The sequence below is a fragment of the Paraburkholderia sp. EG286B genome, from assembly GCF_040965655.1.
Taxonomy (GTDB): Bacteria; Pseudomonadota; Gammaproteobacteria; order Burkholderiales; family Burkholderiaceae; genus Paraburkholderia.
In genome coordinates, this window is sequence record NZ_JBFRCF010000017.1 from 127715 (window position 1) to 152295 (window position 24581).

General features: G+C 63.4%; 23 protein-coding genes. 9 read left to right on the plus strand and 14 right to left on the minus strand.

Going from position 1 to position 24581, the window contains the following annotated elements:
* Positions 1 to 142: 142 nt before the first annotated feature.
* The 4 genes from phoU to AB4Y42_RS31015 all read right to left on the minus strand — a co-directional run bounded on the left by phoU (position 143) and on the right by AB4Y42_RS31015 (position 3868).
* The gene (gene phoU / locus AB4Y42_RS31000) at positions 143 to 856 is read right to left on the minus strand and encodes a phosphate signaling complex protein PhoU (RefSeq protein ID WP_368696322.1); all 714 of its coding nucleotides are present in this window, start codon (positions 854 to 856) and stop codon (positions 143 to 145) included.
* Between the two features lie 76 nt (positions 857 to 932).
* Positions 933 to 2687: an ATP-binding protein gene (locus tag AB4Y42_RS31005; RefSeq protein ID WP_368696290.1), complete on the minus strand. Its 1755-nt coding sequence runs from the start codon at positions 2685 to 2687 to the stop codon at positions 933 to 935.
* A 371-nt stretch (positions 2688 to 3058) separates the two neighbouring features.
* Positions 3059 to 3286 carry a hypothetical protein gene (locus AB4Y42_RS31010; RefSeq protein ID WP_368696291.1) on the minus strand — a complete coding sequence of 76 codons (228 nt, stop codon included), beginning with the start codon at positions 3284 to 3286 and terminating at the stop codon, positions 3059 to 3061.
* Positions 3287 to 3490: 204 nt separating this feature from the next.
* Entirely contained in the window at positions 3491 to 3868 is a 378-nt protein-coding gene (locus AB4Y42_RS31015; RefSeq protein WP_368696292.1) for a hypothetical protein, read from the minus strand.
* A gap of 816 nt (positions 3869 to 4684) precedes the next feature.
* Here AB4Y42_RS31015 and AB4Y42_RS31020 point away from each other — a divergent pair.
* From AB4Y42_RS31020 to AB4Y42_RS31030, 3 genes are all read left to right on the plus strand, one after another.
* Complete coding sequence (locus AB4Y42_RS31020) at positions 4685 to 6421, plus strand: methyl-accepting chemotaxis protein (protein ID WP_368696293.1); 1737 nt, start codon at positions 4685 to 4687, stop codon at positions 6419 to 6421.
* Positions 6422 to 6834: 413 nt separating this feature from the next.
* Positions 6835 to 8583, plus strand: a complete 1749-nt coding sequence (locus tag AB4Y42_RS31025) for a thiamine pyrophosphate-binding protein (RefSeq protein WP_368696294.1) — start codon at positions 6835 to 6837, stop codon at positions 8581 to 8583.
* A 249-nt stretch (positions 8584 to 8832) separates the two neighbouring features.
* Positions 8833 to 9021, plus strand: a complete 189-nt coding sequence (locus tag AB4Y42_RS31030; protein ID WP_368696295.1) for a hypothetical protein — start codon at positions 8833 to 8835, stop codon at positions 9019 to 9021.
* A 688-nt stretch (positions 9022 to 9709) separates the two neighbouring features.
* Here AB4Y42_RS31030 and AB4Y42_RS31035 read toward each other — a convergent pair.
* Positions 9710 to 10078: a hypothetical protein gene (locus AB4Y42_RS31035; RefSeq protein WP_368689990.1), complete on the minus strand. Its 369-nt coding sequence runs from the start codon at positions 10076 to 10078 to the stop codon at positions 9710 to 9712.
* A 251-nt stretch (positions 10079 to 10329) separates the two neighbouring features.
* Between AB4Y42_RS31035 and AB4Y42_RS31040 the strand changes: the two genes are divergently transcribed.
* Entirely contained in the window at positions 10330 to 10635 is a 306-nt protein-coding gene (locus AB4Y42_RS31040; RefSeq protein WP_368689991.1) for a hypothetical protein, read from the plus strand.
* Positions 10636 to 10896: 261 nt separating this feature from the next.
* Here AB4Y42_RS31040 and AB4Y42_RS31045 read toward each other — a convergent pair whose 3' ends face one another.
* Positions 10897 to 12192, minus strand: coding sequence for an Nramp family divalent metal transporter (locus AB4Y42_RS31045; protein WP_368696296.1), 1296 nt, complete (start codon positions 12190 to 12192; stop codon positions 10897 to 10899).
* Positions 12193 to 12309: 117 nt separating this feature from the next.
* A complete protein-coding gene (locus AB4Y42_RS31050) occupies positions 12310 to 12888 on the minus strand; it encodes a pyridoxamine 5'-phosphate oxidase family protein (protein WP_368689993.1) in 579 nt (192 codons plus the stop codon).
* Between the two features lie 124 nt (positions 12889 to 13012).
* On the opposite strand from AB4Y42_RS31050, the gene AB4Y42_RS31055 reads away from it, so the two are divergent.
* Positions 13013 to 14311 carry an NRAMP family divalent metal transporter gene (locus AB4Y42_RS31055; protein WP_368696297.1) on the plus strand — a complete coding sequence of 433 codons (1299 nt, stop codon included), beginning with the start codon at positions 13013 to 13015 and terminating at the stop codon, positions 14309 to 14311.
* A gap of 29 nt (positions 14312 to 14340) precedes the next feature.
* On the opposite strand, the gene AB4Y42_RS31060 is transcribed toward AB4Y42_RS31055, so the two are convergent.
* Entirely contained in the window at positions 14341 to 15870 is a 1530-nt protein-coding gene (locus AB4Y42_RS31060) for an FAD-dependent oxidoreductase (protein WP_368696298.1), read from the minus strand.
* A gap of 241 nt (positions 15871 to 16111) precedes the next feature.
* Between AB4Y42_RS31060 and AB4Y42_RS31065 the strand changes: the two genes are divergently transcribed.
* Positions 16112 to 16795, plus strand: a complete 684-nt coding sequence (locus tag AB4Y42_RS31065; RefSeq protein WP_368696299.1) for a glycosyltransferase family 2 protein — start codon at positions 16112 to 16114, stop codon at positions 16793 to 16795.
* A 23-nt stretch (positions 16796 to 16818) separates the two neighbouring features.
* Here the strand turns inward: AB4Y42_RS31065 and AB4Y42_RS31070 are convergent, their stop codons facing one another.
* The 3 genes from AB4Y42_RS31070 to AB4Y42_RS31080 form a co-directional block, all read right to left on the minus strand.
* Positions 16819 to 17436, minus strand: coding sequence for an SAM-dependent methyltransferase (locus AB4Y42_RS31070; RefSeq protein ID WP_368696300.1), 618 nt, complete (start codon positions 17434 to 17436; stop codon positions 16819 to 16821).
* A 23-nt stretch (positions 17437 to 17459) separates the two neighbouring features.
* A complete protein-coding gene (locus AB4Y42_RS31075) occupies positions 17460 to 18500 on the minus strand; it encodes an acyl-CoA dehydrogenase (protein WP_368689998.1) in 1041 nt (346 codons plus the stop codon).
* 135 nt (positions 18501 to 18635) lie between these two features.
* Entirely contained in the window at positions 18636 to 19118 is a 483-nt protein-coding gene (locus tag AB4Y42_RS31080) for a PRC-barrel domain-containing protein (protein ID WP_368689999.1), read from the minus strand.
* Positions 19119 to 19390: 272 nt separating this feature from the next.
* On the opposite strand from AB4Y42_RS31080, the gene AB4Y42_RS31085 reads away from it, so the two are divergent.
* The 3 genes from AB4Y42_RS31085 (at position 19391) to AB4Y42_RS31095 (ending at position 21125) form a co-directional block, all read left to right on the plus strand.
* Entirely contained in the window at positions 19391 to 20107 is a 717-nt protein-coding gene (locus AB4Y42_RS31085; RefSeq protein WP_368690000.1) for a PIG-L deacetylase family protein, read from the plus strand.
* Positions 20108 to 20310: 203 nt separating this feature from the next.
* On the plus strand, positions 20311 to 20841 hold the full coding sequence (locus AB4Y42_RS31090; RefSeq protein ID WP_368690001.1) for a Dps family protein: 531 nt from the start codon (positions 20311 to 20313) through the stop codon (positions 20839 to 20841).
* An 80-nt stretch (positions 20842 to 20921) separates the two neighbouring features.
* On the plus strand, positions 20922 to 21125 hold the full coding sequence (locus AB4Y42_RS31095) for a hypothetical protein (RefSeq protein WP_368690002.1): 204 nt from the start codon (positions 20922 to 20924) through the stop codon (positions 21123 to 21125).
* Between the two features lie 34 nt (positions 21126 to 21159).
* On the opposite strand, the gene AB4Y42_RS31100 is transcribed toward AB4Y42_RS31095, so the two are convergent.
* From AB4Y42_RS31100 to AB4Y42_RS31110, 3 genes are all read right to left on the minus strand, one after another.
* Entirely contained in the window at positions 21160 to 22572 is a 1413-nt protein-coding gene (locus AB4Y42_RS31100; RefSeq protein ID WP_368696301.1) for a hypothetical protein, read from the minus strand.
* A gap of 15 nt (positions 22573 to 22587) precedes the next feature.
* On the minus strand, positions 22588 to 23478 hold the full coding sequence (locus tag AB4Y42_RS31105) for an alpha/beta fold hydrolase (RefSeq protein WP_368696302.1): 891 nt from the start codon (positions 23476 to 23478) through the stop codon (positions 22588 to 22590).
* 81 nt (positions 23479 to 23559) lie between these two features.
* Positions 23560 to 24576: an alpha/beta hydrolase gene (locus AB4Y42_RS31110; protein WP_368696303.1), complete on the minus strand. Its 1017-nt coding sequence runs from the start codon at positions 24574 to 24576 to the stop codon at positions 23560 to 23562.
* Positions 24577 to 24581 lie beyond the last annotated feature (5 nt).

The following is a 24581-nucleotide window of genomic DNA, read 5'->3' on the forward strand; positions in this document are numbered from 1 at the left end:
GCGCCCGCCTATTCGATCTACGCCGATAGGGGTATTTCGGGAGCGGCATCGCCGTTGAACTGGTGATCGCTATCTCGGGCGCATCATGGATTGCATGTCCAGAAACCGCCTGCTCCGCAGGCGATTTCCGTCTGGCAGCCGTTCAGCTACTGGCCTCCTGTTCGAGCTGTGCCGCAGGTACATGCCGCACGTCGGTACCTTTGACGACATAGACGACGAACTCGGCGATGTTTTTAGCATGGTCCCCAATGCGCTCTATGGCTTTGGCGATGACCATGTAGTCGAGCCCCGTCGAAATGACGCGCGGGTGGGCAGTCATTTCGACAATCAGTCTACGCGTAAAGGCCCGAAACTCGTTGTCGATGGCCGCATCGTCGCGCACCAGGTGCGCGGCCGCGACAGTATCCATTCGCGCGAACGCATTCAGCGCGCCGTGAAGGATACCCATGGCCATCTCTGCGGAGGTCCTGATTTCGGTTATTCCGATGACCTGACCTTCGTTATTTTCGTGGATGCGACGGATGCGACGGATGCGCTTGGCGACCTTCCGTGCTTCGTCGCCAGCGCGTTCAAGATTGGTGGTGCACTTCGAGATGGCCAGCAGAAGTCGAAGATCGCGAGCTGCAGGTTGTCTGCGAGCGATGACGTTACTCACCTCTTCATCGATTTCGAGCTCCATCTGATTCAGACGATGCTCGCTCGCGAGCACCGTCTGGACGACGTCGGGGTCGAAGGCACGCAGTAACGAAAGAGCACGAGCGATCTGCAACTCTACGAGGCCACCCATCTCGAGGAGCCTTGTCGAAGCAAGGGTGAGGTCAGCGTCAAAACCACTGGATAGATGTTTTTCCGGCATCATCGTCCCCTTGTTGAGTCAAGCGCGAGAAGTCATGTCGACCCCAGGTCGCATAGCTGTCTGAGGCAACATCAGCCTATCGGCGCAGAACATTAGCAAGATCCTCTGGCGATAGCGGTTTCGAGAGGTAAGCGTCGAACTCGCCTCCAGTCATTTCAGGCGCCGTCGTCGGGGTATAGCCGGACACTGCAATCAGATGCGTTGACGCACATTGCCCCTGCTGCCTCAGAAGTCGCGCCAGCTGGCGGCCATCCATCCCTGGCATCTGGAGGTCAATCAGCGCGGCGTCCGGTAAGAAGGATGCAAGCAGCGAGAGCGCTTCCTCGCCGCTACAGGCGGATTTCACCTCATGGCCCTCCAGCGCGAGTCGCATCGAGAGGGCTTCCGCCGAATCGCGGCAATCGTCAACGACGAGAATGCGCAAAGGCGAGAGAACCTGGGTCGCTACCGGAGACAGTTTGGCATTGCCACGCCGAACGATGGGCAATCTCACGGTGACTTCAGTGCCCGAGCCTTCACCCCGGCTCGAGATGTCAATCTGGCCATGGTGCGCATTGACCAGATATTTCACGACGGACAGGCCGAGCCCCAGGCCGCCTTCGGCCCGCGTTCGCGCCGATGGCGACTGCGAAAACAGGTCAAAGACCCGGGGCAGCAGGTCGGGGGCGATGCCCATACCGTTATCGCGGATCGTAATGCGTGCCTCTCTCGTTTCGGAATCGCCTGCGGGTAGCGAGTTCAGGTCCGGGGCGCCTACTTTCACGACGATGTCGCCGCCCGGCGGCGTGTACTTGATGGCGTTCGAGAGCAGATTCGAAATGACCTGAGTGAGACGTGCAGCATCAGCGTAGACCGGCACTGGATACCCAGGCATGGCCAGGTGTACCCGATGTCGACGTTGACTGACTTCGTCGCGTACGGAGTCCATTGCGTCGTCCACGATGTCGCCCAGCAGGGCATCCGCCGGGCGGACAGAAAGCTTGCCATGCCGCACTCTTGAAGCATCAAGAAGATCGGCGACAAGTCGCTTGAGCTGCGAGACCTGGCGTCGCGCGAGCTCCAACGCCTTCGTCCGCGTGGGGGCGTCGACTGCCGATGCCTGGGCAACTTCAAGCGCCCCTTCAATGGGACTCAGGGGATTGCGAAGTTCATGCGCGAGCAGGGCAATAAAGCCGTCCTTTTCGGCTTCCGCGTCCGCCGACTCACTTGCGGCAGCTTCGGCCTGCTCTGCGCGAGTTTCGGCGTTCGCCTTGACCTGATTCATGGTCAGCGCAGCGCAGGCGAAGCTCGCCAGACTGCAAAGAATGCGAAGGTGCTCGCTATCGAAGTGGTTGCCTAGACCGGACATGACCCAGATCGCGCCCCACGGCTTCGGGACACCTGATATCGGAACGACCAGTTCCTCGGCGACTTCATGAGCGACAACCGAAAGGCAGTCGAATTGCTGCTTTGGAAAGGCGAACAGTTGCGGAGCGGCAAGCTTGATCGCTACGCCCCCCGGACTGTCACTGATGGGGACCGGGTGCCCGGTGAATTTCGCATGCGGTCCAGCCAAAGCGACCCACCGAAGCATCGGAATGCCACGGTTATCAAACTCGCGAAGGCTGATCCCAGCACTGTCGCCCTCGCACAATTTCAGCGCCGTATCGACAAGCGCCTGAAGCATCGAGACTTTCGAGGTTCCGAGCGAACGGGCGAGCAGACTGAGCGCGTCGAGCTCCGCCTGGTAGTCAGGGCGGCGCCGCTGACGGGAATAGAGTTCCTGCGTATCGAGCGTGCGCCAGGCACGGGTGGACAGCGGTAGCACGAAAGACGATTGGGGGCCAGACATGGCTTCGACGCTCCGTAAGGCCTCTCAGGGAAAGGCGTGGCGCCGCGATGTACGTACGCTGAACGGCTAACGGCCCGAACTTGGACGGCCCACCGCATAGACGCAGCGCAGACAGACATAATAGGTCCAGCCCTTGCCTGTGTGCCTGTCCGGAAGTCGCCATTTATGGATCGCCTGAGCCATTGCCGCGCGGCGGCGCGTTCGCCGGGCGCTACGCCCCCAGCGGCGGCACAATAACGTGCGAGCGCAGGCTCGTTGGGCGTTTTCGACCGGCGCGGAGCATGATTTCAGGTTCGCTCTGGTTACCGTGTTCTGTGAACTATCGGCGATGCGCGCGCAGAGAGGCTGCGGGGTGGGGAACGCAGTGTTGACTAGGTCTCGCTGACGCAATGCTCTTCGACCCAACCCATTGCGCATTCGCGGGCGTAGGTCAGCGCTTCGTTTTCGTCGATGAAGTTGCCGTCCAGGCACAGGTCGTGTACATCATCTTCAAATGAGCCGTCTGACGCCGGCACGAAGATCCTCGCATTCGCCACAATTCTTCCGTCATCGATGCTTGCGCTCGTGCTGATCAGGCAAGACTGAAACATGAATTGCATGGCTCGCTCCGGTAGCTTGTCGCGTGACGCGAAGCGCGCGCAAATATCATGCCGCGAGTGGCGACCGCGCGGCTTCCGGACGTTCCCGCGAGCTGCCTGTTCTGTTTGCCTCGATGTCTGTGTCACGCGGGAAAAGATCGGCTGGCTCGCTTCCGGCAGATCAGGGGCCCTTGGCGGGATGGGGCCAGCGGCGTGCCGTTGTCGTCATTCAGTGACCGATGCGGCAATCACCCACGGCTGGGCGTTCAGAAGCAACATGATGTCGCCCAGCTCGGCGGGAGAAACGGAATCGAGCGTGACTGTCAGTTCATCAAAATTACGTTTTCCGCTGCAATGGATGTGACTTCGCCTCGCATGCGATGCGTGTTGCCCGAGAGCCTGCCAGACCCCGACGATTCTGAGTTGGCCCGGCGCTGAGCGAACGGTCAGGCATACATGATCGGCCGCATCGCTGTGAGTGGGGAGATAGGCCATTTGCTTGTCCTCCGCGAGAACGATTCCCGTTCCTTCAGGTCCTGTCAGCAGTGCCCCGGACGCCGCTTTCGAAGAGAACGGAGTCGACCGCACCGTGGCGGTCAGCATGTCACACGTTTGTGAGTATCTCGATTCAGATACTACGCCTCGTGCGGAGGTGCACGCGGCGGTTGAGACCGTTCATTCGTTACGTTCTCGCCGCGTATGTGCCGCTCGGATTGCCATCGAGTGGAAACGCGCACGGGATGCCGCGCTTGCGCGCTCTGGTCGCAACGGCACGCCGCAATGACCTTTTCCGAGGGCCGCAGGATAGGTCAGCCGCGACGTGCTGTCCACAAAGACGCACTTACGAACACCCATGCGGCGTGTACTATCAGCCAACCTGAAGGCAATCGATCGATCCGCGCGGCGAGGCTCGCAGGAGAGAATGGTGCAGCGGTGCTGACGCGTCTGCGCCCATCGCAACTTGCTTCACCACAAGTTGTGTCAGCGGCGAGCCTTTCTGTTAGTTGTACTGCCTGTTGATCTTGCGCGGAGAAGTTCCGGACCGATCAGACCCAGCCGGCGAGCTTGCATGTCGATTATTGATCCGGGCGCTCGCCGCACCATGACTGTGCACGGTTGAATCGGCCGATGCTGTCCGCTCCATCGACCTTACACCGCTGTAAAAAAATTCCCGCGGCAAAACGCATAATTTGTATGAAGAAATAAATCATGCCGCCGATAACCAGTCAGGTACTGCGCTGTTCTCACGCTCGCGTAGCGGGGTGTCAGCGCCAGACGTCCATCGCACCATGAAACCTGGCTTGCAGTTGTTCGTTTATTCGATACAGGGTTGCCGGACTTTTCGGGATTGATACTGCGTCGAACTGTGCACGAACCCGCTTATCCGTTCTGGTTCTTTCATTCTCACCAAAGTGAATCATGAATTTCGGCAACATGAAACTCGGCACCAAACTGATCAGCGCTTTCATCCTGGTTTCGGCGATCAGCGCGGCCGTCAGCGGGATCGGCCTGCACAACATGGCGCAAATCAGCGCGAATGCAGACAGGACGTATCGACAGGATCTTGTCGGACTGAACCTGATCCAGCAGGCTAACGCGGACGTATTGCGAGTCGGGACCTATCTACGCAATGCGGTTCTGGCCACAACGGCCGAGCAGCGGGCTGGCTCGCTGGACCAGGCTGACAAGGCCCTGACCCAGGCACGCGATCACCTCAACCAGGCAGAACCGCTCGTCTATACCGACAAGGGGAAGGCGACCTTCGCCGAGCTTGACCAGGGCTGGCAGGACTACATCCAGGCCTTCAACGAAATGAAAGGCAAGATCAGTTCGGCGGCGTTACAGGACCGGGATGGCCTCACTGAATACATGCTGGGTGAGTACCACACGAAGGGTTTCAGAACGCTCGTCCTGATGGGCAATCTGGTTGCCCTGAAGCAGGGCGACGCGCAAAGGACGGCGGAATCCAACGACGCCGTGTACGGCGAAGGCCGCAATCTGATGCTTGTCCTCGTGGCGATGTCCGTCTCGATCGGCCTCGGTATCGGCATCTGGATGATGCGTAGCGTGACCCGGCAACTGGGTACGGAGCCTGCGACCGCCGCCGCCGTGGCCAGAAGTGTGGCCGCGGGAGACCTGAACGTGAGCATTGACCTGCGCGCCGGTGACACAAACAGCCTGATGGCATCGCTGAAGTCCATGTGCGAGGCGCTGTTGCGAGTCGTGTCGGACGTACGCGAAAACGCCGAAGGTGTCGCGACTGCGAGCGCGCAGATCGCACAAGGCAACCTCGATCTGTCGAGCCGCACCGAGGAGCAGGCCGCATCGCTCGAAGAAACTGCGTCGAGTATGGAGCAACTGACCGCAGCGGTCCGTCACAACACGGACAATGCAACCCAGGCTGCCACGCTCGCAGGTACGGCCTCGGGCGTGGCGCGGCGCGGCGGCGAAATCGTGGGTCGCGTCGTCGAGACGATGCGCGACATCTCCACGAGTTCGACCCGAATGTCCGAGATTATCGGCGTCATCGAGGGCATCGCCTTTCAGACCAACATCCTCGCACTGAATGCAGCAGTCGAGGCGGCTCGCGCAGGAGAACAGGGGCGCGGCTTCGCCGTCGTTGCAGGTGAGGTCCGCACGCTCGCGCAGCGCAGTGCGACTGCCGCGAAGGAGATCAAGGAGCTGATCTCCGACTCCGTCAACAGGGTGGAAACCGGCTCGAGGCTCGTCGAAGAAGCAGGCGGCGCAATCAAGGAAGTCGTGCAAGCGGTCAAGCGTGTGACTGACATCGTGGGCGAAATCTCGTCGGCATCGAGCGAGCAAAGCACCGGCATCGAGCAGGTGAATCAGGCGGTCAACCAGATGGATCAGGTCACACAGCAGAACGCGGCGCTCGTGGAAGAAGCTTCGGCCGCCGCCCAGGCAATGGCGCAGCAGGCGGAAAGCCTGAGCAAGACGGTGGCCTTCTTCAGGGTCAATGGCAACGAAGCGACTTCATCAAGGGAGACGAAAACGCTGCAGGCCGTCGCCCGGAACCGCCTTACGTCCGCTCGCGCAGCAGCAACAAAGCCCGCGTCGATGCCAGTCTCCCCGGGGGGCGCAAGCAAGGTAGTTGCTGCCGCCGCTACCGGGACATCGGAGTGGCAGACATTCTGAACGGGACTGCGATGTCTGGGCAGCGATCGATAACGGGGCGCGCGCAGGCGGGTCCTGGTCGAGTGGACGCAGATCCACGATAAGGTACTCGATAAGGCCCGCCATAGCTCATCGGGGGCGGCGAGTGCTGCGCCAGCGGCGCATAGAGAGCGCGCGCGAGCGACGGTGCAGCCAGGGACGCGGAACTCATGGATGGAGACACTCGGGCCCGCTGTTCGTGCCGACCCGGGGAAGTAGCGCGAGACACGACTGTTACTGAAAGTGCAGCGTGTCAAAGGCCATCTCGCTGTCTCCAGACATCGGTTGTCCCCGGCTTCGGTACGGTTCAATGCCGAAAGACCGCGCGTCACCCGACGACGGAGAGCGGCGGGATATTCGAATATGGATGTCTGCCCGGATCGTCACCAAAGACCATGAGATCTTCCGCTCCGCTCAACGTTTCGAAGATGGTGGTGAAGTCGCTGGAGTCTGCAGGAATCGACCACGTGTTCCTGGTTCCTGGAAAGCTGATTTACCCTCTGCTGGCTGCAATTGATGATTCGCCTTCCATTCGCGGCATCGTTGGCGCTCATGAAACGGGCAGCGCCTTCATGGCCGATGGCTATGCACGCGCTAGCCGCAAATTCGGCGTTTGCGCAGGAATTTCCGGTCCCGGCACCATGAACTTCGTGCCCGGCATGGCGGCCGCTCAGGCAGACCAGATTCCGATGCTCTATATCGCGGGGGGCATCGCGTCGAGTGCGGAGGGTAAAGGGGCCTTCCAGGATGCGACGTCAGGTGGCATCTTTGAAAGTGGCGTGGTCAGAGGGCTGATGACGGACGTGGTCGAGCTGAAGAACAAGGAAAACGTTCAGGCTGAGCTGCGTCGTGCGACGGACGGGCTGAACTGGATGCGTCGGGCGCGGTCATTCATCAGTATTCCTGTCGACATTCAAAGGCAGGATGTACCTCCCGGCCCGCAGATAGCACGGCAACCCTACGCCCAGCACGAATTCAATATGGGCGAAGTTCCGCCTGACCGTACCGCACTGGAAGCCCTGCACCACCTGTATCTGCTCCAGTCGAAGAAAGTCGCGTTTCTGATTGGGAGTCGCGGGAATGACGCGGAGACTGCGAGGGCCCTTCTTGAGGTTGCGGAAAAATTTCACGTTCCCGTTGCGACGACGCTGGCCGGCAAGGGTGCCTTTCCCGAGGGACATAAACTCGCCCTGGGCATCTACGGGTTCTCGAGCCATTCGCGCGCTGCGCGTGTGGTCAATTCTGACGAGCTTGACGCTCTCGTTGTATTTGGCAGCGACCTGAACCAGCGTGACAGCATGAACTGGAGCAGGAAGCTGACCGAGGGGAAGGATCTGCTTGTCTTCGATGACAGCTTTGATCACCCGTCGATGGGGCACATTGCCCAGCGAAGTATTTTCTCCGGGATCGGGGCGAGCTTCCGGTTGCTCGCCCGGATGAACACGGGCGCCCACGACGGGTTCGAGAAAGTGCTCGAAAGAAGAAGGGCATGGGTCGCTGGGCTCAACCAGATTCCCCTGTACGACAGCCAGTTCGAGGACTTTGCCGCAAGGGCTTCCAGCGAAAATAAATCGCTTTATCCTGGCACCGTCATCAAGCGCCTGTGCCAGCTGTTGCCCAGGGACAGCAACGTCGTGGTGGATTCCGGTGCCCATCGTATTTTCATGGCCCACTACTGGCTGACGTCGGGCATGGGCAACTACTTTTCATCCAGCTCACTGGCGCCGATGGGCTGGGCTATCGCAGCCGGAATCGGCGTCAAGCTTGCGGCCCCTGAACGCCCTTGCGTCGTAGTCACGGGCGATGGATGCATGATGATGCACGGAACGGAGATCCAGACGGCAGCTCGCTACGGCATCAAGGTGATCTATGTTGTCCTGAACAACTCTGCGCACGGCGCAATCCACATCGACGCGATGAGGGGCGATCTGATTTCGGAGCAGTTCACGAGACTGCCCCGTCATAGCTGGACCGCGTTTGCATCGTCGCTCGGTGTGGCGGCACGCGAGATTAGCGGAATCGACGAGCTGGATGATGTTCTCGGTGAAGCAAGTCGATATGACGGCCCGTTCCTGATTGAAGTCATGACAGGCGTCTTTCCCGCGCCGAACCGGTACTATTCGGAAGCGCAAGCCTGTTCCTGAACAGCGGACTTGCGGTCTTTCGCAATTCGCGCGTTCACTGGTACACCGGAAAGCGCGCGTCATGACGCGCGTGATCTGCTGCCTGAGCCTTGCCTTCCTCGTTGCTGCCTGCTGCGCAGTTTCTCGTCCGATGTGACGTTTACTGTGCGGAACCCATGGGTTTAGTACGCCCGCTCGCCCCAGGCCGCATCCTATACTTCGAGCGCTTCACGAATGCCAGTGTGCCGTGCGCAAGACAGGGCATCAGGCATGATGCTTCTCTGGTTCATGACGCCACGACCCGAGCTTCGTGATGGTACGTTGCCAGGCTCGTCACTTGCGCAATTGACCACCGGCCCGGTGATGACAGATAGTGTGCCGTGGCCGTATGCACATGCTTATTATTTCGCAGTCGATTTTGCCTTGTCTTCTGGTGGCAGGATCTCCCATGACGACTGATGACGATCCGTTCGAAATACCTGCGCAACGGCTCGTGTAACCCTGCAATGGGAAAAACTCGCTGTACCGCGCAGGACGGGCTCTCTGTCACTTCCGTACACGTCCTTGTAATGCAGAGGAAATGAAATGGTTAGCGATCCGTCACATCTTTGCGCGTCCTGCAGTCTTCTGCTGAGTCACCCCGATTTCGACGTGACACACCCTCTGCGCGACGTCGGCGAACCGGCGTATCTCGGCAGCGTACGTCTCCAGTACTACCACTGCCCGGGCTGCGGAGCTGACTGGTGCTGTTCCCGCAGTCCCTTTCAGAACAGGGACGTTCACTGGACACTTCGCTGACGTCGTAAGGGCCCAAGCCGGGAAATCGTCATGCTGCCAGTTGTGCCGTCGTGGGAATGAGAACCGCTATCGTGGACTTCCGATGCCAGGACAAGTCAGGTACCGGTCTTCAGAAGACAAACTGTAAGCCGGCGGCAGTCGCCACGACATTGAAATTCCTTGCGGTGTCGCAACCGACACCCGCTCGCATCCTGAACCGCTGCCCGTAAAGACGAACTTGCGGAAGGGGCATCCATTACGTGATGACCTGTTCGTTGATCTATGGCGGATTCACAGTCGACTTCACCCGCCATCGAAGACTCGCACGTCCGAGGTCCGAGACATACGGCATATCATCAACAGCGATGGGTCATTGAAATGGCGCGCATAGGCGGTCGAACGGGGCGGCGATCAGTACGCAGGCGATGAATGCCAGGGTACCGGTGAAAGCGGTGGCCACGATCGCGCTACACCATGCGATGAAGCATGTGGCATCTGGTTCGCCGTGCGAAGACCAGGCGATCTTCCTCCAGGCGCGTCCGGTGGCGACTGCAAGGACAAGGCAAACGGCGAACGCCGCGGCCGACACAGCGGCGAGAATGTTCTCCGTGTCTTCCCAGCGGAGTTCGCCGCGCTGTGCGACGCCGACCACGCATGCGCTGGAGACAAGCGTCATGCAAATGAGCACGTAGAGCAGCCATATTAGCGGCACCGCGAAAAGCGTGATCCATACCGTCATGCGCTGCCGGTGCGTGGGGATGAAGTGGCGCAAGGTGCAAGCGGTGTGCATTGTCAGCGGCCTGTGAACCCGCTAGTGCGCATATTACGTGCCTGCGCAGCTCATTGACACATAATCAATAGTCATTTCGAGCAGCATTCATCGTGCTGCAGACGCCCGGAGGCACACCGGCGGCGCTCCCGACAGCGAAGTGCTAAGGTATCTTCAGACCATGCTTTCCTGTCATTCCAACCAGCGGGAACGGGGCCAAAATGAAAAAGAAAAACGGCGAGCGCCTTCAGGCCGGATGCGCCATGTCGAACCTGATTGACCAGGAAATCGCACATATCCGGCACGCGATATCGGTATCGCCTGGTGGTGATCTTGCCGGGCCTGTCTTTCCTGCGAGCTACTGGCGCCATAGGCTGCATGGCCTGCTCGATACTGGCCGCGTCAACAAAAGTCAGTTGGGCGAAATAGACAGCCTGCTGCTCATGATCGATCTGAACGAACTGAATCTTGCCGCGGCCGCCTGCGCTTTTGCAGCCAGGAAAGATCCCGGCAAGACGGATCGCTGAACCACTGGTCAGATCGCACTCGTATTGCTTCAGTTCGAGCGCGTTTGGGCAGTCACATTCGTAGGTGACGCATTTGGGGCGCACACGCGGTGTACGGGGAAAGGACCCTGGTCTCGTCGACGCCGTGTTGGCCCCCGACTGGGGCGACATTCCGTTGGCACCGGGGCAAAGTCCCGGGCCCGAAGGCATCAAGCCGATTATCCGTCGCCTGAGTCAGGCCTTCCCGCGTCTACGCCGGCACGCGTAACGTTTGGCCAAAGACTATGCGGGAATGAACATGCCGATGGCTGCGACGGCCATAACGGCAGTTGCCGTCCAGCCGCCAATTTTCAGGACCCCTGATATTGCGAACTTTCCCATCACGCGGTGACTGGTTGCCATCAACATGACGACGATCATGACGGGTACGGCGGCAAGCCCGTTGACGACAGCGCTCCAGTAAAGCGCTTTCACCGGGTCGAGGTGGCAGAACGTAATCGCGACGCCGCCCAGGATGGCCACGACGATGACGGAATAGAACTCGCGCGCCAGCGTGAGGTGTAAAGACAGGCTATTGCGCCACCGGAACGCGCCCGCCGCGCCATAGGCCGCCGAACCGGCCAGCACGGGCAGCGCGAGCAGCCCGGTTCCCAGGATGCCGGCGGCAAACGCCAACGCTGTGAAACGCCCGGCAATGGGAGCAAGCGCCTTCGCTGCATCCGCCGACGTCTGGATGCTGATATTGTGCGCGTGCAGTGTTGCGGCCGCGGTCAACATGATGAAAAATCCCACCCCGTTCGAGACGCCCATGCCGATCCAGGTATCGGCGGTGATCCTGTCGAGCTGCCGGTATGCACGGAATGACGAGACCCAGCGTAACGGATGTTCGCCGGGTTTCGATCGAAGTTCCTCGACTTCCTGCGAAGCTTGCCAAAAGAACAGGTAAGGACTGATCGTGGTGCCGAGGACGGCGACGACGGTGGTGAGATAGTCGCCAGACAGAGGCGCACGCGGGTGGACCAGGGAAAGCGCGACCTGCGACCAGTCGACCGGAACGACGAACGCCACTGCAACGTATGCAAAGAGCACGACGGTCAACCACTTCAGGAAGCGTGCGTAACTTTCGTAGGGAAGGCAAATCTGGAGGATGGCGGAAAACGCGCCCAGCGCGACCACGTAAAGTTGCTCAGGGCCACGCACCAGCAAACCGATGGCTGCGCCCATGGCCGCCAGGTCCGCGGCAATGTTGATCGTGTTGGCAACGGCAAGCAGCAGCACCAGAACGATCACGAGCCAGCGGGGACCAAAAGCTCGCATGTTGGAGGCGAGCCCTTTGCCAGTCACACGTCCAATTCGTGCGCTGATCATCTGGATGGCGACCATCAGCGGATAGGTCAGCAGAAGCGTCCATAGCAGCGCGAAGCCGAACTTCGCGCCGGCTTGGGAGTAGGTGCCAATTCCACTCGGATCGTCATCTGCGCCGCCCGTTACGAGCCCGGGCCCCAGCCGCGACAGCCACGAGCGTTCCGTCCGATCGGTGACGGCGCTTTCGGGTTCAAGTTTTTCGTTGTCGGCCACGGCGATCTTCCTGCAGCGCTCGGGACGAGCGTCGCGACGAAACCGCAAGTCTCGTGCCGCACGAGGCACACCATGCGCATCCCGCTCTGTGACGCGTTGGACTTGCACCCGGCGTGATCAGGGGGCGATCCAGCTGTGGATCCAGCTGTCACCTTGACGGACAAACAGCGCGCGCTGCTGACCATCTGCCGCCGCAAGGTCTAGCCAATCCAGGCGCGCGGGACGCAACTCAACGACGGCGAAATGCTTGAGGCCTTCGGCCTCACCAGGCATATCGTGTGTCTCGTCGAACGCATCACCCGAATGACTCATGGGAGTTCCGGGCGGGAGGCGGGTGCGGTAGACCACAAGATCATGATCGGGACTGGTCCTCCATGCATCGATTCGCGCTTGCCCGTCGCGCAGGATTCGGGTTTCGCCGTATACGCGGACTTGCAGGTTGTGAACGGGATCGCAACCGACGAGCGCGATGCGAGGTTCCAGGCTGAGTTCGGCAATCTTCGGCGAGCGCAGGTCGGTATGGAAAGTCAGCCGGTTCTGGGTTTCATTGGCGCTCCGAAGCAGTACGGTGCGGACATTCGGGGAACCATCAAGGCCGATCGTCGCGGCCTGCATCACCTTGAACGGCTGATCCTCTTCGCGTACCGCGGCAGCGAGGCAATCCCATATTCGGGCATAAATCTGATCGAGATTCATCGAGTTCATTCCTGGCAGGTTGGCCATCACGTGACGAACGACCGGAATCAGAAGAGCACGCTCGATGCCCGGGAACGTGCCCTGCGAGACAGGGTGCACTCCGCACGTCTATGCACTCTTTTCGATGAAAGCCGGCCTGAGCCTACGTTTTCGACGCGAGCATGCCAATCGAAGCGAACTCCCGGCGCACGCCTGGGCGGCGGACATTGGCCCGGGTCTCGGCACCGTCGCAACGGACAATGATCCGGGCGGCATCCTGACGTACTCGCTGGCCGGCGCGCAATATGGTTTCGATCTGCTCTGGGTGTGCGTTCTTTCGTACCCGTCGATGGTAGCGCTCCAGTTGATCGCGACGCGCGTCGCCGCCGTCACGGGCAAGGGCCTCACGGAGAACATGCGCGAGCACTACGCGCGCTGGATCTTCCTGATCGCCGTCGCACGCTTTCTGGGTGCGAATACCGTGAACATGGCTGCCGATATGCTGGCCATGGGCGAGGCCGCGCGCTTGATGTTCCGCGGGCCGGTCGCGCCGTTCATCGTCCTTTTTGCCGGCGCGTCAATCGCGCTTCAATGGTGGATCCCCTATGCGCGCTACGCTAACGTGCTCAAGTGGCTAGCGCTCTCGCTGTTCGCGTATGCCGGCGTGATGTTCGCGACCGACGTGCCGTGGCGCGCCGTGGCGTGGCATGCCCTGGTGCCAGGTTTCACCTGGTCCGAAGACTACTTCGGGATGCTGCTTGCGGTGCTTGGCACCACGGTCAGCCCCTACCTGCTGTTCTCGCAAGCGGAGCAGGAAGTCGAAGAGCGGACGCGCGCGGGGGAAAGCCGCGAAAGCCGCAATGAAGACCCACCGCGGCTACAAAAGATGCGACGCGATACGCTCGTGCGCACGCTGTTTTCCAACGCCTGCGGGGCGTTTGTCCTCGTCGCGGCCGCCGTTACGCTCCACGCGGCGCACCAGCCGGTCAGCAGCGCCCAGGCCGCCGCGCTTGCGATCGCTCCGGTCGCGCATGGATACGCGTCGCCCGTACTCGGCCTCGCGCTCCTCGGCACCGCGCTGCTTGCGCTCCCGCCCCTGGCGGGTTCGGCGGCGCACGCTGCCGCCAGTTCGTTCGGCTGGCCGCAGGGTGAGCAGCGAGACCGCCGCATCGCCGGCGTCCTCGTTGCGCTCATGGTGGTGAGTGTCGCCATTGCGTTGCTGTTCCATGTATCCGGCGTCGATCCGGTCAAGGCCTGCTATTGGAGCGCCTTGGCCAACGGCATGACTGTTGCGCCGGTCCTCATCCTGCTCTTGCTGTTGAGTCGGCGCCGTGAGGCCGTCGGTGAGATGAAGGCGCACGTGATCACCCGCGCATTATGCTGGTTGGCCACAGTCGCTACGGGCGCGGCGTTGGCGGTGCATACCGTTTTGCAGTTCACATGAGAGCTCACGAATGGCGAAGGCTCGCCCGATCAAAACCCCAGGATTTCGCGCGCTGCGTTGATGGTGATGGGTCTGCGCATGCTTTCGCTCATGAGCGCCATCTCGCGATCGTAGCCGCAGGCGAGCGTGGCTCGAAGGCGGCCGGACTCACCGTAGAGGACCCCGAAGCGATCGTCCCCGGCGCGGCCCGAAATCACCAGCTCGTCCCAATGTCCGGCATGTCCCAGATAGTCGACGCGCTTGTCGTAGTGCTGGGTCCAGAAGAACGGCACGCCGTCGTAGCTTGCCGTCTGGCCCAGCATGTTGAGCGCCGCGATGCGCCCTTGTTGCTGTGCGACGCGCCAGTGTTCGATGCGCGTGCGCTGCGGCGTTTCTAAGGCGCTGCTGAGCGTGAATCGCGCGATATCTCCCGCCGCGTAGGTTTCACCGGCGACGCGCATCGTCGCATCGACATCGAGTCCGCCGTCCTCGCCGGTCTCGGCGCCGCCGACGAAGTGCGTGGCCGGCCGCACGCCAATGCCGACGATCACGGCCTTCGCGCGCAGCGCGCTGCCGTCGTCGAGTTCGACTGATTCGACCTCGCGCGCGCCGCTGAAGCGCAGCGCCTTCGCGCGCCGAAACACCACGCCGTGCGATTCGTGCCAGTCGCGGAACATCCCGCCGATACGCTCGCCAAGCACCCGTTGCAGCGGCACGCCTGCGGGAGCCACGATGGTGACGTCGACGCCGCGTCTGCGCAATGCCGAGGCCGTCTCGAGGCCGATGAAGCTGTCGCCCAGCACCACGGCACGCTCGTTTGGCGCGAGCGCGTGGAGTATGGCCCCGGCGTCTGCCAGGTTGCGCAGCGTGTAGACGTTGCCAAGTTCGGCGCCCGGTATATCGGGGCGCTTTGCCACCGAGCCGCTCGCGATGAGCACGGCGTCGAAGGCCTGCACGCGGCCATCGGCTAGCGTGACCTGTCTCGTGTGGACGTCACAGTGTTTGACCGCGCTGTGGTCGACGCGCAAGCGCTTGTCGTGAGCCACGGTTTCGGGCAGGATCGGCGGGACCTCATCGGGCGTCATCTCGCCGGCGGGCACGAATTTGCTGAGACAGGTCCGGTCGTAGGGCACTTGCGGCTCGGCAGCGAACACCGTCACCTCGCCGGCGAATTCGCTTTCCAGCAGCGTGGCGATGGCCGCTGCGCCCGCCGCGCCGCCGCCGATCACCGCGAAACGACGCGCGGACCTGGCGCGCGCGGAGGGGGTGCGAGGCGTGAAGGCACGCTGCGGCGTAAGTTCGACGAGGATGGTATCCGCTTCGATACGCACGGGGTACGACGTCAGCCCCTCCAGCGCAGGTGGTTCGAGCCACGCGCCGCTTTCGCTCGAGAACACGCCCTTGTGCCATGGACACACGATGCGGCCTGCGCAAAGCGCACCCTGTTCGAGCGGCGCGCCCGCATGCGGGCAGTCCGCGCTGAATGCGCGGATGCGATCGCCGGTGTTCACGAGCAGCACGGCGACACCTTCCAGCTCGACGCGCCGCATGGCCGTCGCGGGCACTGCTGCCACATCCATTGCCTTGATCCATCCGGCCATAGCGTGCTCCGGTCTCTCGTATGGGACCGCAAGCGCAATCGATGTGCCGGGGACGCGTGCGCCAAGGCAGCGCCAGGAGCACTGACGGGCGCACAGACCACGGTACCCGCCGGTGGGCGCGGGCATCCGGCGTGCGCATGCAGTCTGACGTTTGCTGCGTACGCCACGATCGGACTTCGGGTGGCATGACGCAAAGTCACGCCAATACCATGGAGTTCGAATGATCGGGGTCGTTATTCCTGCGCACAACGAAGCGCGCCTGATTGCCGTGTGTCTTGCCTCGGTGCGGTGCGCCGCGTCGCATCCTGCGCTGCGAGGCGAGGCGGTTCGCCCGCTCGTGGTGCTCGACGCCTGCACGGATACCTCGGCTGCGATCGTTTCGGACTTCGGGTTCGAGGCTCTATGCATAGAAGCCCGCAACGTCGGCGTCGCCCGCGCTGCCGGTGCGCAGGCTCTGCTTGCGTGCGGCGCCCGTTGGCTCGCCTTCACCGACGCCGACAGCCACGTCGCGCCCGACTGGCTTGCCGCCCAGCTCGCGCTTGCCGCGGACGCCGTGTGCGGGCCCGTGAGCGTGGACGACTGGAGCGCGCTGGCGCCCGGCGCCCGCGCGACCTGGGAGCGGCGCTACCGCGACTCGGACGGGCATCGCCACATTCATGGCGCAAACCTGGGCGTCGCGGCGCACGCGTATTTGCGCGCCGGAGGTTTTCCGCCGCTTGCCTGCCGCGAAGACGTCGCGCTGGTCGACCTGCTGATCGCAACAGGCGCCACGCTCGCGTGGAGCGCGGCGCCGCGCGTGGTGACGAGCGGGCGGCGCGACGCGCGTGCGCGCGGCGGCTTCGGCGACACGCTCGCCGCGTGGGCGGACGGGGTGGACGACAGCGAGTCTTCCGTTGCGCCTTGAGTCCCAGAAGTCCCAGCGTGTCTTTACGCGCGTTCGCGGCGTGCGACGCTGAGCCGATCGCGGCTCCAGACATCGAGCAGGAAATCCGTGTCGTCGACCTGAACGACGGCATGCAGCGCGGCGTTTGCCGCCGCTTGCGCGAAGATGCCGTGCACCTGGACGCTTTGCAGCATCCACGTCTCGCCGCCGTGACGCCAGTGACAGCATGCCAGCGTGCCATCGGCGGCGAGCGAGGACGCGGCTAGCGTGGCGAGCGACGTGCAGTCGCCTGCGTTGAGGTAGTACGCGAATTCGCTCATCACAATCAAGTCGAACTGGCCGGCGGGCCAGTCGCGCGGCATGGCGAGCGCATGCACGTCCACGTTCGCGAACGCGACAAGGCGCGCTCGTGCCGCGGCGACGGCGCGAGGCGAGAAGTCCGCGCAAAGCAGATGCTCGCAACGCCGCGCCAGGTCGGTGGACAAGGCCCCGATCGCGCAACCCGGCTCGAACGCTTTGCGATAACGCTCGCGCGGCAGCGACGCGAGCAGCAGCGCGCGCTTGCGCTCCTCGTACCAGCTGTCGCGGTAGCGCCAGGGGTCGGGGCTCGCGGCGAACTTGCTGTCGAAGTAGCCGGCGAGCGATGCGGGCGGACGGTCCATCGTTATCCTTGCGATTACGGATTCTAGAGCCGCCAGTCTTCGCCGGACTCGAGGACGGCGCCGGCGAGCGCAGCAAGATCGGCTTCCGCGTGACTCTGGCGCACGAAGACCGGCAGATCGGCGCTCACGCGCGCGAACCAGCGGTCGCGGCACAGCGGCGCCGCGCCCATACCGCGTGCGCAGGCACGCAGGGTACTGTCCACCGCGCTTTCCACGGCACAGCGCGCGCGCAAAGCATGCCGCATGGCGTCCGCGCGCGGCGCGGCGTCGATGGCAGCCGCGCACTCGCGCAGGCATGCGCGCGCGCCGGCGAGCGCCACGTCGGCGGCGCCCAGGTGTGCATGCAAATAAGGATTGTCGCGGCGCTGCGCGGCCTCGCGCAGTCTCGCCGCGAGCGCCGAAGCGGCGCCGTACCAGCAAGCCGCGATACCCGCGCCGCCGTGCCAGAAGCCGGGGCGGCGCACGTACGCGCCAGCGTCGCCCACGAGCGTGGCATGCGCGTCGGCAAAGTCGACTTCCACGCTTTGCGTGGCGTCCATGCCGACTGCTTCCCAGCCGCGCGCACTGATCGTCACGCCTGGCTGGTCGATGGGCAGGGCGGCGAGCCAGTCGCTCCCGTCTGCATCGACGCAGGTCACGAGCGCATGCGTCGTGAAGCGCGCGCCCGAGCACCATGCCTTGGTGCCCGCGAGCTTGACGTGCTTGCCATCGCGCGAAGCAAAGCTCAGTTCGTTGCCCGGCGAGCGAGCGGCCCAGACGGCCCAGACAGGCGGCGCGCCAAGGGAAGCGGCTTCGAAGTGTGCAGCCGGCGCGAGTTCGGCCAGGATCGCGCGGGCGTCGGCGTGCGCTTCATAAATCTTGACTAGCGAAAGGTCGTGCGCCGCTACCTCCGCGAGTAATTGCCAGCGCGCGAGCGTGTTGCCCGCGCCTGGCATCGGCAGGACAGGAAACGCCGCCGCGAGACGCGCAGTCGCGCCGGCGAGCGTCGTCGCGTCGAGCGGCATGGATTCGCTGGCCAGCAGGGCATCGAGCTCCGCCTGCCAGTGCGCGGGTAAATCGGACATGTTGGACTCCCGACCCCATGTGAGTTGCCAGAACTTCAGCAAGCGGCATGCCTTTGCGCTCCACCCTGGACGGGCAGGAAGCGTGTGCGGGCCCGCGAAAGCCGCGAGCCCGCTTCGCTCAGGCGTATGCCAGCCTTAAAGCTTCGGGCCACCCATCCCCGGGGGCTCGATGCCGCTGCCCGGCGCGAGCGGATCGTCCTGCCAGTGCGCGCGTGCGCCGTAGTAGTCGTGCACCGTGGTGGCCCACCCGATGTCGGCCATGGCAGGCCAATGGTCCTTGTCGAAGCCCGGCGCATCCTTCACGCGCTCGCCGGTCACGTTCAGCACGAAGCACTTCTGCGTGGTGTCGAGCGTGAGCGCGGCCCACGGCAGCGCGAGCAGCTTGTCGCCAATGCCGAGAAAGCCGCCGCTCGACATGACCGCGTAGGCGATCCGTCCGCGCTCGACATCGAGCATGATGTGCTTGATCTTGCCAAGCTCTTCGTTATCCGAACTGAAGACGCGGTCGCCTTCGAGTGTGCTCGCGGCCATGATGGATGGGCCTGGGCCGGCCGCGGTCTCACTGCCTTTACCGACGATACGCGCGCCGGTCTGCGGGGAATCGGGGTTCATCGCCATGATGGGCTCCTGAAATGATCGAAGGTTGCGTGATGGATTCGCATCGCCTGCGCGCAGACGGTGCATCGATCGTTCCGCAACCCGCGCGCCCGGGTCGGCACGCCGTGGCCGCGGGCCTAGCCGGAACGCCAATTGCGCTCGAGAGAGGTTCGACGAGGCGCATCGGGAGGGAATCCGCAAGCGCTGCAGCCTGTACGAACTGGGTGGCCACCGTGCCATATCGCCTGATGCCCATTGTGCGTCTGGCGCTTGAAGCGAGAAAAGGAGAGACGATGACGAATGCTTCGCCTCACGACATCAGCGACGGGGCGCCGCGGTTGATCGTGGTTTCGCCGCATCTGGACGACGCGATACTCGGCTGCGCAGGTCTCATCGCGAGGTGCCCCGGTTCGATCGTTTGCACGGTGTTCGCGGGCGAGCCTGTCGCGCCGATGCATACGCAATGGGATGAAGCCAGCGGCTTTGCCGATGCGCACGAAGCCGTGCGTGCGCGCAAGCGGGAGGACGAGCGTGCGCTTGCGCTGTGCGGCGCTACGCCGTTGTGGCTGGACTTTCTGGATGGACAGTATGGCGCGACGCCGGACGTCGAAGACGTTGCGCACACGTTGGCTGGGCAGTTCGCGCGTTTTGGCGCCTGGCTGCCCGTGTGCCCGTTTGGCCTGTGGCATTCCGATCATCAACTCGTGGGCGCCGCGTGCCGTTTGCTGCTGCAAATGCAGCGTCTTACACGCTATATCGCCTATGAGGACGCTATTTACCGCGCAATGCCCGGTGTGCTCGACGCCGGCTTCCAGCGCCTCGAAGCAGAGCGCTTGCTGGTGAGGCCGATGAGCGCGCAGGTGTTCGGGCGGTATCCGGCTCGGCGGCTCGCGGCGATCAAGCGGCGCGCGGTGGGGGCGTACCCGAGCCAGATGCGTGCATTCGGACCGTTTCCGCCGGATGTGGAGCGCCCCGAACGTTACTGGGAGGTGGAGCGGCCCGCCGTCTAGATGAGCGGCGTGCCGCCCGTCACGGCAACCGTGGCGCCAGAGATGTCGCTGCCCTCGGGGTCGAGCTTGCCCAGATCTCCTGCGCCGGCGCGCAGACCTCAGGCACACGTGGTGCGCAGATGCGACGGCAGCCACCGTGCATCTCGATGGCTGGACACCCGACACGTCAATGAACGCTTGCGCATCTACAAGGAATGAGCACCATGGCAAATACGGACTCGAATCGCAAAGGCGCTGCCGCCACGAATCTGACCACGCCGACCGACCTCGGCGACGACGCGCGACAGGAAGTCTCGGCTGGGCTCACGAAGCTGCTCGCGGACGTATTCGCGCTCTTCGTGAAGACGAAGAATTTCCACTGGCACGTCAGCGGTCCGCACTTTCGCGACTATCATCTGCTGCTCGATGATCAGGCGGCGCTGGTGTTTGCGATGATCGACCCCGTCGCGGAGCGCGTGCGCAAGCTTGGGGGCACGACGCTGCGCTCGATCGGTGCGATCGCCTCGCTCAAGCGACTCTCCGACAACGACGCAGCGTTCGTGGCCCCCGAGGCGATGCTCGATGAGTTGCGCCGCGACAACGAATCGCTCGTGACCTACATGCGTGATCTGCACGAACTTTGCGATGAAAAGAACGACGTCGCCACGGCGAGCCTGATCGAGAACTGGATCGACCAGACCGAAGAGCGCGTCTGGTTCCTGTTCGAGACGACGCGCCATGCGTCCCCACGCTGACAACACCGATTGCGAGCTTCATTCGCGTGACGGCGCTTCGCGAAAGCGCCGGCGCACGCCCTGCACGAAAGGATATCGACATGCGACCAGATACCGATACCGGCACGCGCGCCGCCGCGCAACCGCCTGAGGGCGACCGCCGTTCCCCTGCGCAGCCCGCCGACACGAAGCAGGCTGAGCGTGACGAGCGCGAAAAGCGCAAGCACGAAGCGTCGGAAAACGAGTTGCCATCCACGCAGGAGAAGAATCCTGTTCCGCCGGGAACGACGCAGGGAACGTCGTGACATGGGGGACTAACGACGCTGCACGAGCGAGCGGTCATATCTCTGCGCTCACGGGGCGCGAGGGCGCTTCGCACTGCACACCAAAAGGTGCACCATATTCGGCGAGCAAGGCTTCGAAGTGCGCGGGTTCGAGCGGCGAGGGCGGCCCGAGCCGGGGCTTCAACTGCGCGAGTGCCTGCCCGTATCGCTCGAACGTGGCGAAATCGCGTGGGTAACGCTCGCTATCGACGCCCGCGAAGCGCCCCTCGCGAGCAGCGTGAGCCAGCAGCGCTCGCCAGCGCGGGATCGGCGCGAGTCCGATGCTTTGCGTACCGTGGGAGAACAGCGTCATGTCGATGTCTTCGAATGCGGGCGTGCTGTCCAGGAAGCGCTGCAGGGCGTTGGCCGAGGGCTCGACGCCGAACAGCAGCCAGAATGGTATGGCGTGAATCTCGAGCGTCGTGAGGGGATCCATCAGCATGAACGAATCGACGAGGAGGCGGCGCGTCTCCATCACGCTTTCCTGATACCAGCGCCGATAAACAGCCGCGGTCGCGAAGCTCAGCGCTTCGGGTTCCTCGAAACGGATCTCGACGATGCGCCATTGCATTGGGCCGGCCAACTCGACGAGATCGTCGCGCAAGGCGGCGTCGAAGCCCCATTCGGCTTCAGGGGCGCGAGCGTCGGGAGCCGGGGGATCCCAGCGCGTGCGCACGCTGCCGTAGTGCGCGAGAAACGCGCGCACGCGCTCGCCGCCGTGCAGATATTCGTCCTCGGTCGCGCCGCCCGTGGCGCCGAACTGGAACACCGAACGCTCGCTCGTGCGCGTGACTGCCCAATCGCGCGTGCAATTCACCACGTAAAGGGTCCCGCCGCGCTCGAGATTGCCGAGCAGGAACTCGCGAAACGCGAGCGGCAGGCGTCGAAACTTGAGCCGGAAATAGCGCATGCCATGCAACATCAGGCGGTCCTGGTTGGGATCGTGCATATGGTGAACGGCAATGCGTGCGTCGGCGGCGAGCAGTGCTTCCGCGATGCGCCGGCTCGTGTCGAAGCCACGCTGGGCATCATCGGGATCGCTGAACGGCGCGCGTACCGGGCAGAGAAATGTTTGCGGCAGCCAGGGGGCGCGCAGCGCGGCCGCGAGATGGATCATCGCGCCGTTCGACGACCCGATAAACGCGCAGCGGCGGGGGACTTGCGGATAAAGGTCCGTTAGCCATTGCGCAATGCGTTCGACGTCGAGGCTCTTCGCGCGGCGAGGATCGATGCCCTCGCTCATGCCGCCCACGATATAGGCCCATTCGCGCTGACGTTTCGGCAGCGCATTGATCGCGGGCATGAAGCGGTCGAGCAGGGGCGACTGGCTCGGGCTCGAAAAACGTTTCCCGTGCAACATGCTCGCCAGTGCCTGGGCCATGGCGGCGGCGGAATCGAAACGGGCGATGCCCGGCGGCGGCTTGTTCATCGAAGTGCTCCCTTGCTATACGCCAATGGCATCGGCTTTGAGGAACGGTGTGATCGCGAACGCGAACGCATTGGGCGCGGCGTAGTTGAGTGTGTGCGTGCCGCCTTCGATCGTCATCAGCCTGCCGTGCTGCAGTTTGCGCGCGGCCTCTGCGCCCCAGTCGAGCGGCGCAACGGGGTCGCGCGTGCCCACGACGACGAGGGCGGGCGCAGCGATGCGCGGGAGCCGATCGTCGACGCTCTCGCGCACCAGCATGCGCATGGTGGCAAACGCGCGCCACAATCCCGCCTTGGCGTAGTCGATCCGGCCGGCCTTCGCTGGCGTGTGGGGACGCTCGCGCAGTCCGTTGACCCAGTCGCGCCACGCCTGGCGTGGCAGCGAGCGTGCGCCAGGGTCCGGAGTGGGCGCCTGGAGAACGAGGCGATCCACCGCCTGTGGATAGCGCACTGCGAAATCGGCGAGGACCTGGCAGCCGAACGAGTTGCCCACGAACATCGCTCGTTTCATGCCGCATGCGTTCAGCCAGAGATGCAGCGCTTCGGCAAGCTGCGCGATGCCCAACGCGTCGCGCGCCCGCGCGAGTGGACTCTCGCCGAAGCCGGGCAGGTCGGGCGCGAACACGTCAAAGTCGCGCTTGAGCGCATACGCGAGCGGTTCCATGTAACGGCTCGAAACGACGAGGCCGTGGACCAGCACCACGGGCAATCGGCCGGGCGCGCGCGCGTGGCAGCGGGCGACTCGATAGAACATGCGGTATGGGCCGGCCTGCACGAAGGCGCCTTCGATGCCGCGGCGGCGGCTGCCTCGGTCGATGGCGGAGGTTTGCTTGAGCCTGCGCCAGACCAGCGTCAGCCACACGAGGGCGATGACGCAGACGCACGACAGGCAGATGAGAAAAATGAGCACGGCAGCACGCTCCTGCGCGCTCGCGGCACGCGGCCGCCGAGCGCTATCGCAGTCACAACAGCAAAGCGCGTTCCACCAGGATCAGGACTGGGAGCCCAACACGTCGTCGAGAAAACGCAACACGTGAGCATGACCTCCGCGCTCCCATGCATCGACGTGCGAGGCGCCAGCGATGATCGCGAAGCGCCGGGGCGCCCGGATCGCCGTGAAGAGCCGTGAGAATTGCGCCGGGGGAACGACGTGGTCAGCGTCGCCGCCGTAAATGAGGATAGGGGCGCGCACGCTGCCGACCTTGGCGAGATTGTCATAGCGGTCGCGCACGAGCCACCGCAAGGGAACGATGCGCGGCAGCCAGCGCATGCGTACGGCGGCGACATCGGCGATGCTGGTGAACGGGGCTTCGAGCAGCAGGGCGGCGAGTGGGCGTTCGGTCGCGATCTGCACTGCCACGCCCGAGCCGAGCGAATAACCATGCAGGACGACGTCGCGCGAGTGCTGCGCGGCGAATGCGATAGCAGCGCGGCCGTCGGCGTAGAGGCCTGCTTCGCTGGGACGCCCAGGCGCGCCGCCGTAACCACGATAGCCTGCAAGCAGGACGCCATAGCCTGCGTCGAGCAGCGCGTGCGCGACACGAGTTCGCTGGGTGAGGTCGTCTCCGTTGCCATGAAAGAGTACGACCGTGGCGCGGGCAGGGTCCGCGGGCGCCGCGTGGCCGCAAATCAGTTCTTTGCCGTCGGCGGTATGCACACGCACATGGCGGATGCGCCCCTGCGCGTCCGGGCGTAGCGGCCCGCGCTGCAGGCGCTCCGACGGGTAGATCAGCCGGCCCTGCAGCCAGTACAGCAATGCAATGGCGCCGCCGTAGATGAGTAAAGCGGCCGCGACAGAGAGGGCGATGGATAACGGCGCGGTCATGGTCTCGTTCCTCGCGCACCGAACATTCCCGAGCAGAGGTGCGATGTCCGGAAAGAACGGATTTCGTACACAGGCTGATTCAGGGTTCGACCTATAATTTGCTGCTCGGGAGACCGAATCATATTTCTGCAAATCGCCTTTTGAAGGCTCGATGGCCGCCCCGCCATGGGCGGAAATGCGCATAGGGG

Coding starts and splice junctions, on each gene's coding strand:
- AB4Y42_RS31075 (WP_368689998.1), bottom strand. CDS start 18,500: ATGTCCGATTTACCCGCGCACTGGCAGGCGGAGCTCGATGCCCTGCTG.
- AB4Y42_RS31050 (WP_368689993.1), bottom strand. CDS start 12,888: ATGAATCTCGATCAGATTTATGCCCGAATATGGGATTGCCTCGCTGCC.
- phoU (WP_368696322.1), bottom strand. CDS start 856: ATGCCGGAAAAACATCTATCCAGTGGTTTTGACGCTGACCTCACCCTT.
- AB4Y42_RS31020 (WP_368696293.1), top strand. CDS start 4,685: ATGAATTTCGGCAACATGAAACTCGGCACCAAACTGATCAGCGCTTTC.
- AB4Y42_RS31100 (WP_368696301.1), bottom strand. CDS start 22,572: ATGAACAAGCCGCCGCCGGGCATCGCCCGTTTCGATTCCGCCGCCGCC.
- AB4Y42_RS31085 (WP_368690000.1), top strand. CDS start 19,391: ATGACGAATGCTTCGCCTCACGACATCAGCGACGGGGCGCCGCGGTTG.
- AB4Y42_RS31040 (WP_368689991.1), top strand. CDS start 10,330: ATGAAAAAGAAAAACGGCGAGCGCCTTCAGGCCGGATGCGCCATGTCG.
- AB4Y42_RS31065 (WP_368696299.1), top strand. CDS start 16,112: ATGATCGGGGTCGTTATTCCTGCGCACAACGAAGCGCGCCTGATTGCC.
- AB4Y42_RS31060 (WP_368696298.1), bottom strand. CDS start 15,870: ATGGATGTGGCAGCAGTGCCCGCGACGGCCATGCGGCGCGTCGAGCTG.
- AB4Y42_RS31080 (WP_368689999.1), bottom strand. CDS start 19,118: ATGGCGATGAACCCCGATTCCCCGCAGACCGGCGCGCGTATCGTCGGT.
- AB4Y42_RS31015 (WP_368696292.1), bottom strand. CDS start 3,868: ATGCTGACCGCCACGGTGCGGTCGACTCCGTTCTCTTCGAAAGCGGCG.
- AB4Y42_RS31030 (WP_368696295.1), top strand. CDS start 8,833: ATGATGCTTCTCTGGTTCATGACGCCACGACCCGAGCTTCGTGATGGT.
- AB4Y42_RS31095 (WP_368690002.1), top strand. CDS start 20,922: ATGCGACCAGATACCGATACCGGCACGCGCGCCGCCGCGCAACCGCCT.
- AB4Y42_RS31070 (WP_368696300.1), bottom strand. CDS start 17,436: ATGGACCGTCCGCCCGCATCGCTCGCCGGCTACTTCGACAGCAAGTTC.
- AB4Y42_RS31055 (WP_368696297.1), top strand. CDS start 13,013: ATGAAAGCCGGCCTGAGCCTACGTTTTCGACGCGAGCATGCCAATCGA.
- AB4Y42_RS31090 (WP_368690001.1), top strand. CDS start 20,311: ATGGCAAATACGGACTCGAATCGCAAAGGCGCTGCCGCCACGAATCTG.
- AB4Y42_RS31110 (WP_368696303.1), bottom strand. CDS start 24,576: ATGCGCATTTCCGCCCATGGCGGGGCGGCCATCGAGCCTTCAAAAGGC.
- AB4Y42_RS31005 (WP_368696290.1), bottom strand. CDS start 2,687: ATGTCTGGCCCCCAATCGTCTTTCGTGCTACCGCTGTCCACCCGTGCC.
- AB4Y42_RS31010 (WP_368696291.1), bottom strand. CDS start 3,286: ATGCAATTCATGTTTCAGTCTTGCCTGATCAGCACGAGCGCAAGCATC.
- AB4Y42_RS31035 (WP_368689990.1), bottom strand. CDS start 10,078: ATGACGGTATGGATCACGCTTTTCGCGGTGCCGCTAATATGGCTGCTC.
- AB4Y42_RS31025 (WP_368696294.1), top strand. CDS start 6,835: ATGAGATCTTCCGCTCCGCTCAACGTTTCGAAGATGGTGGTGAAGTCG.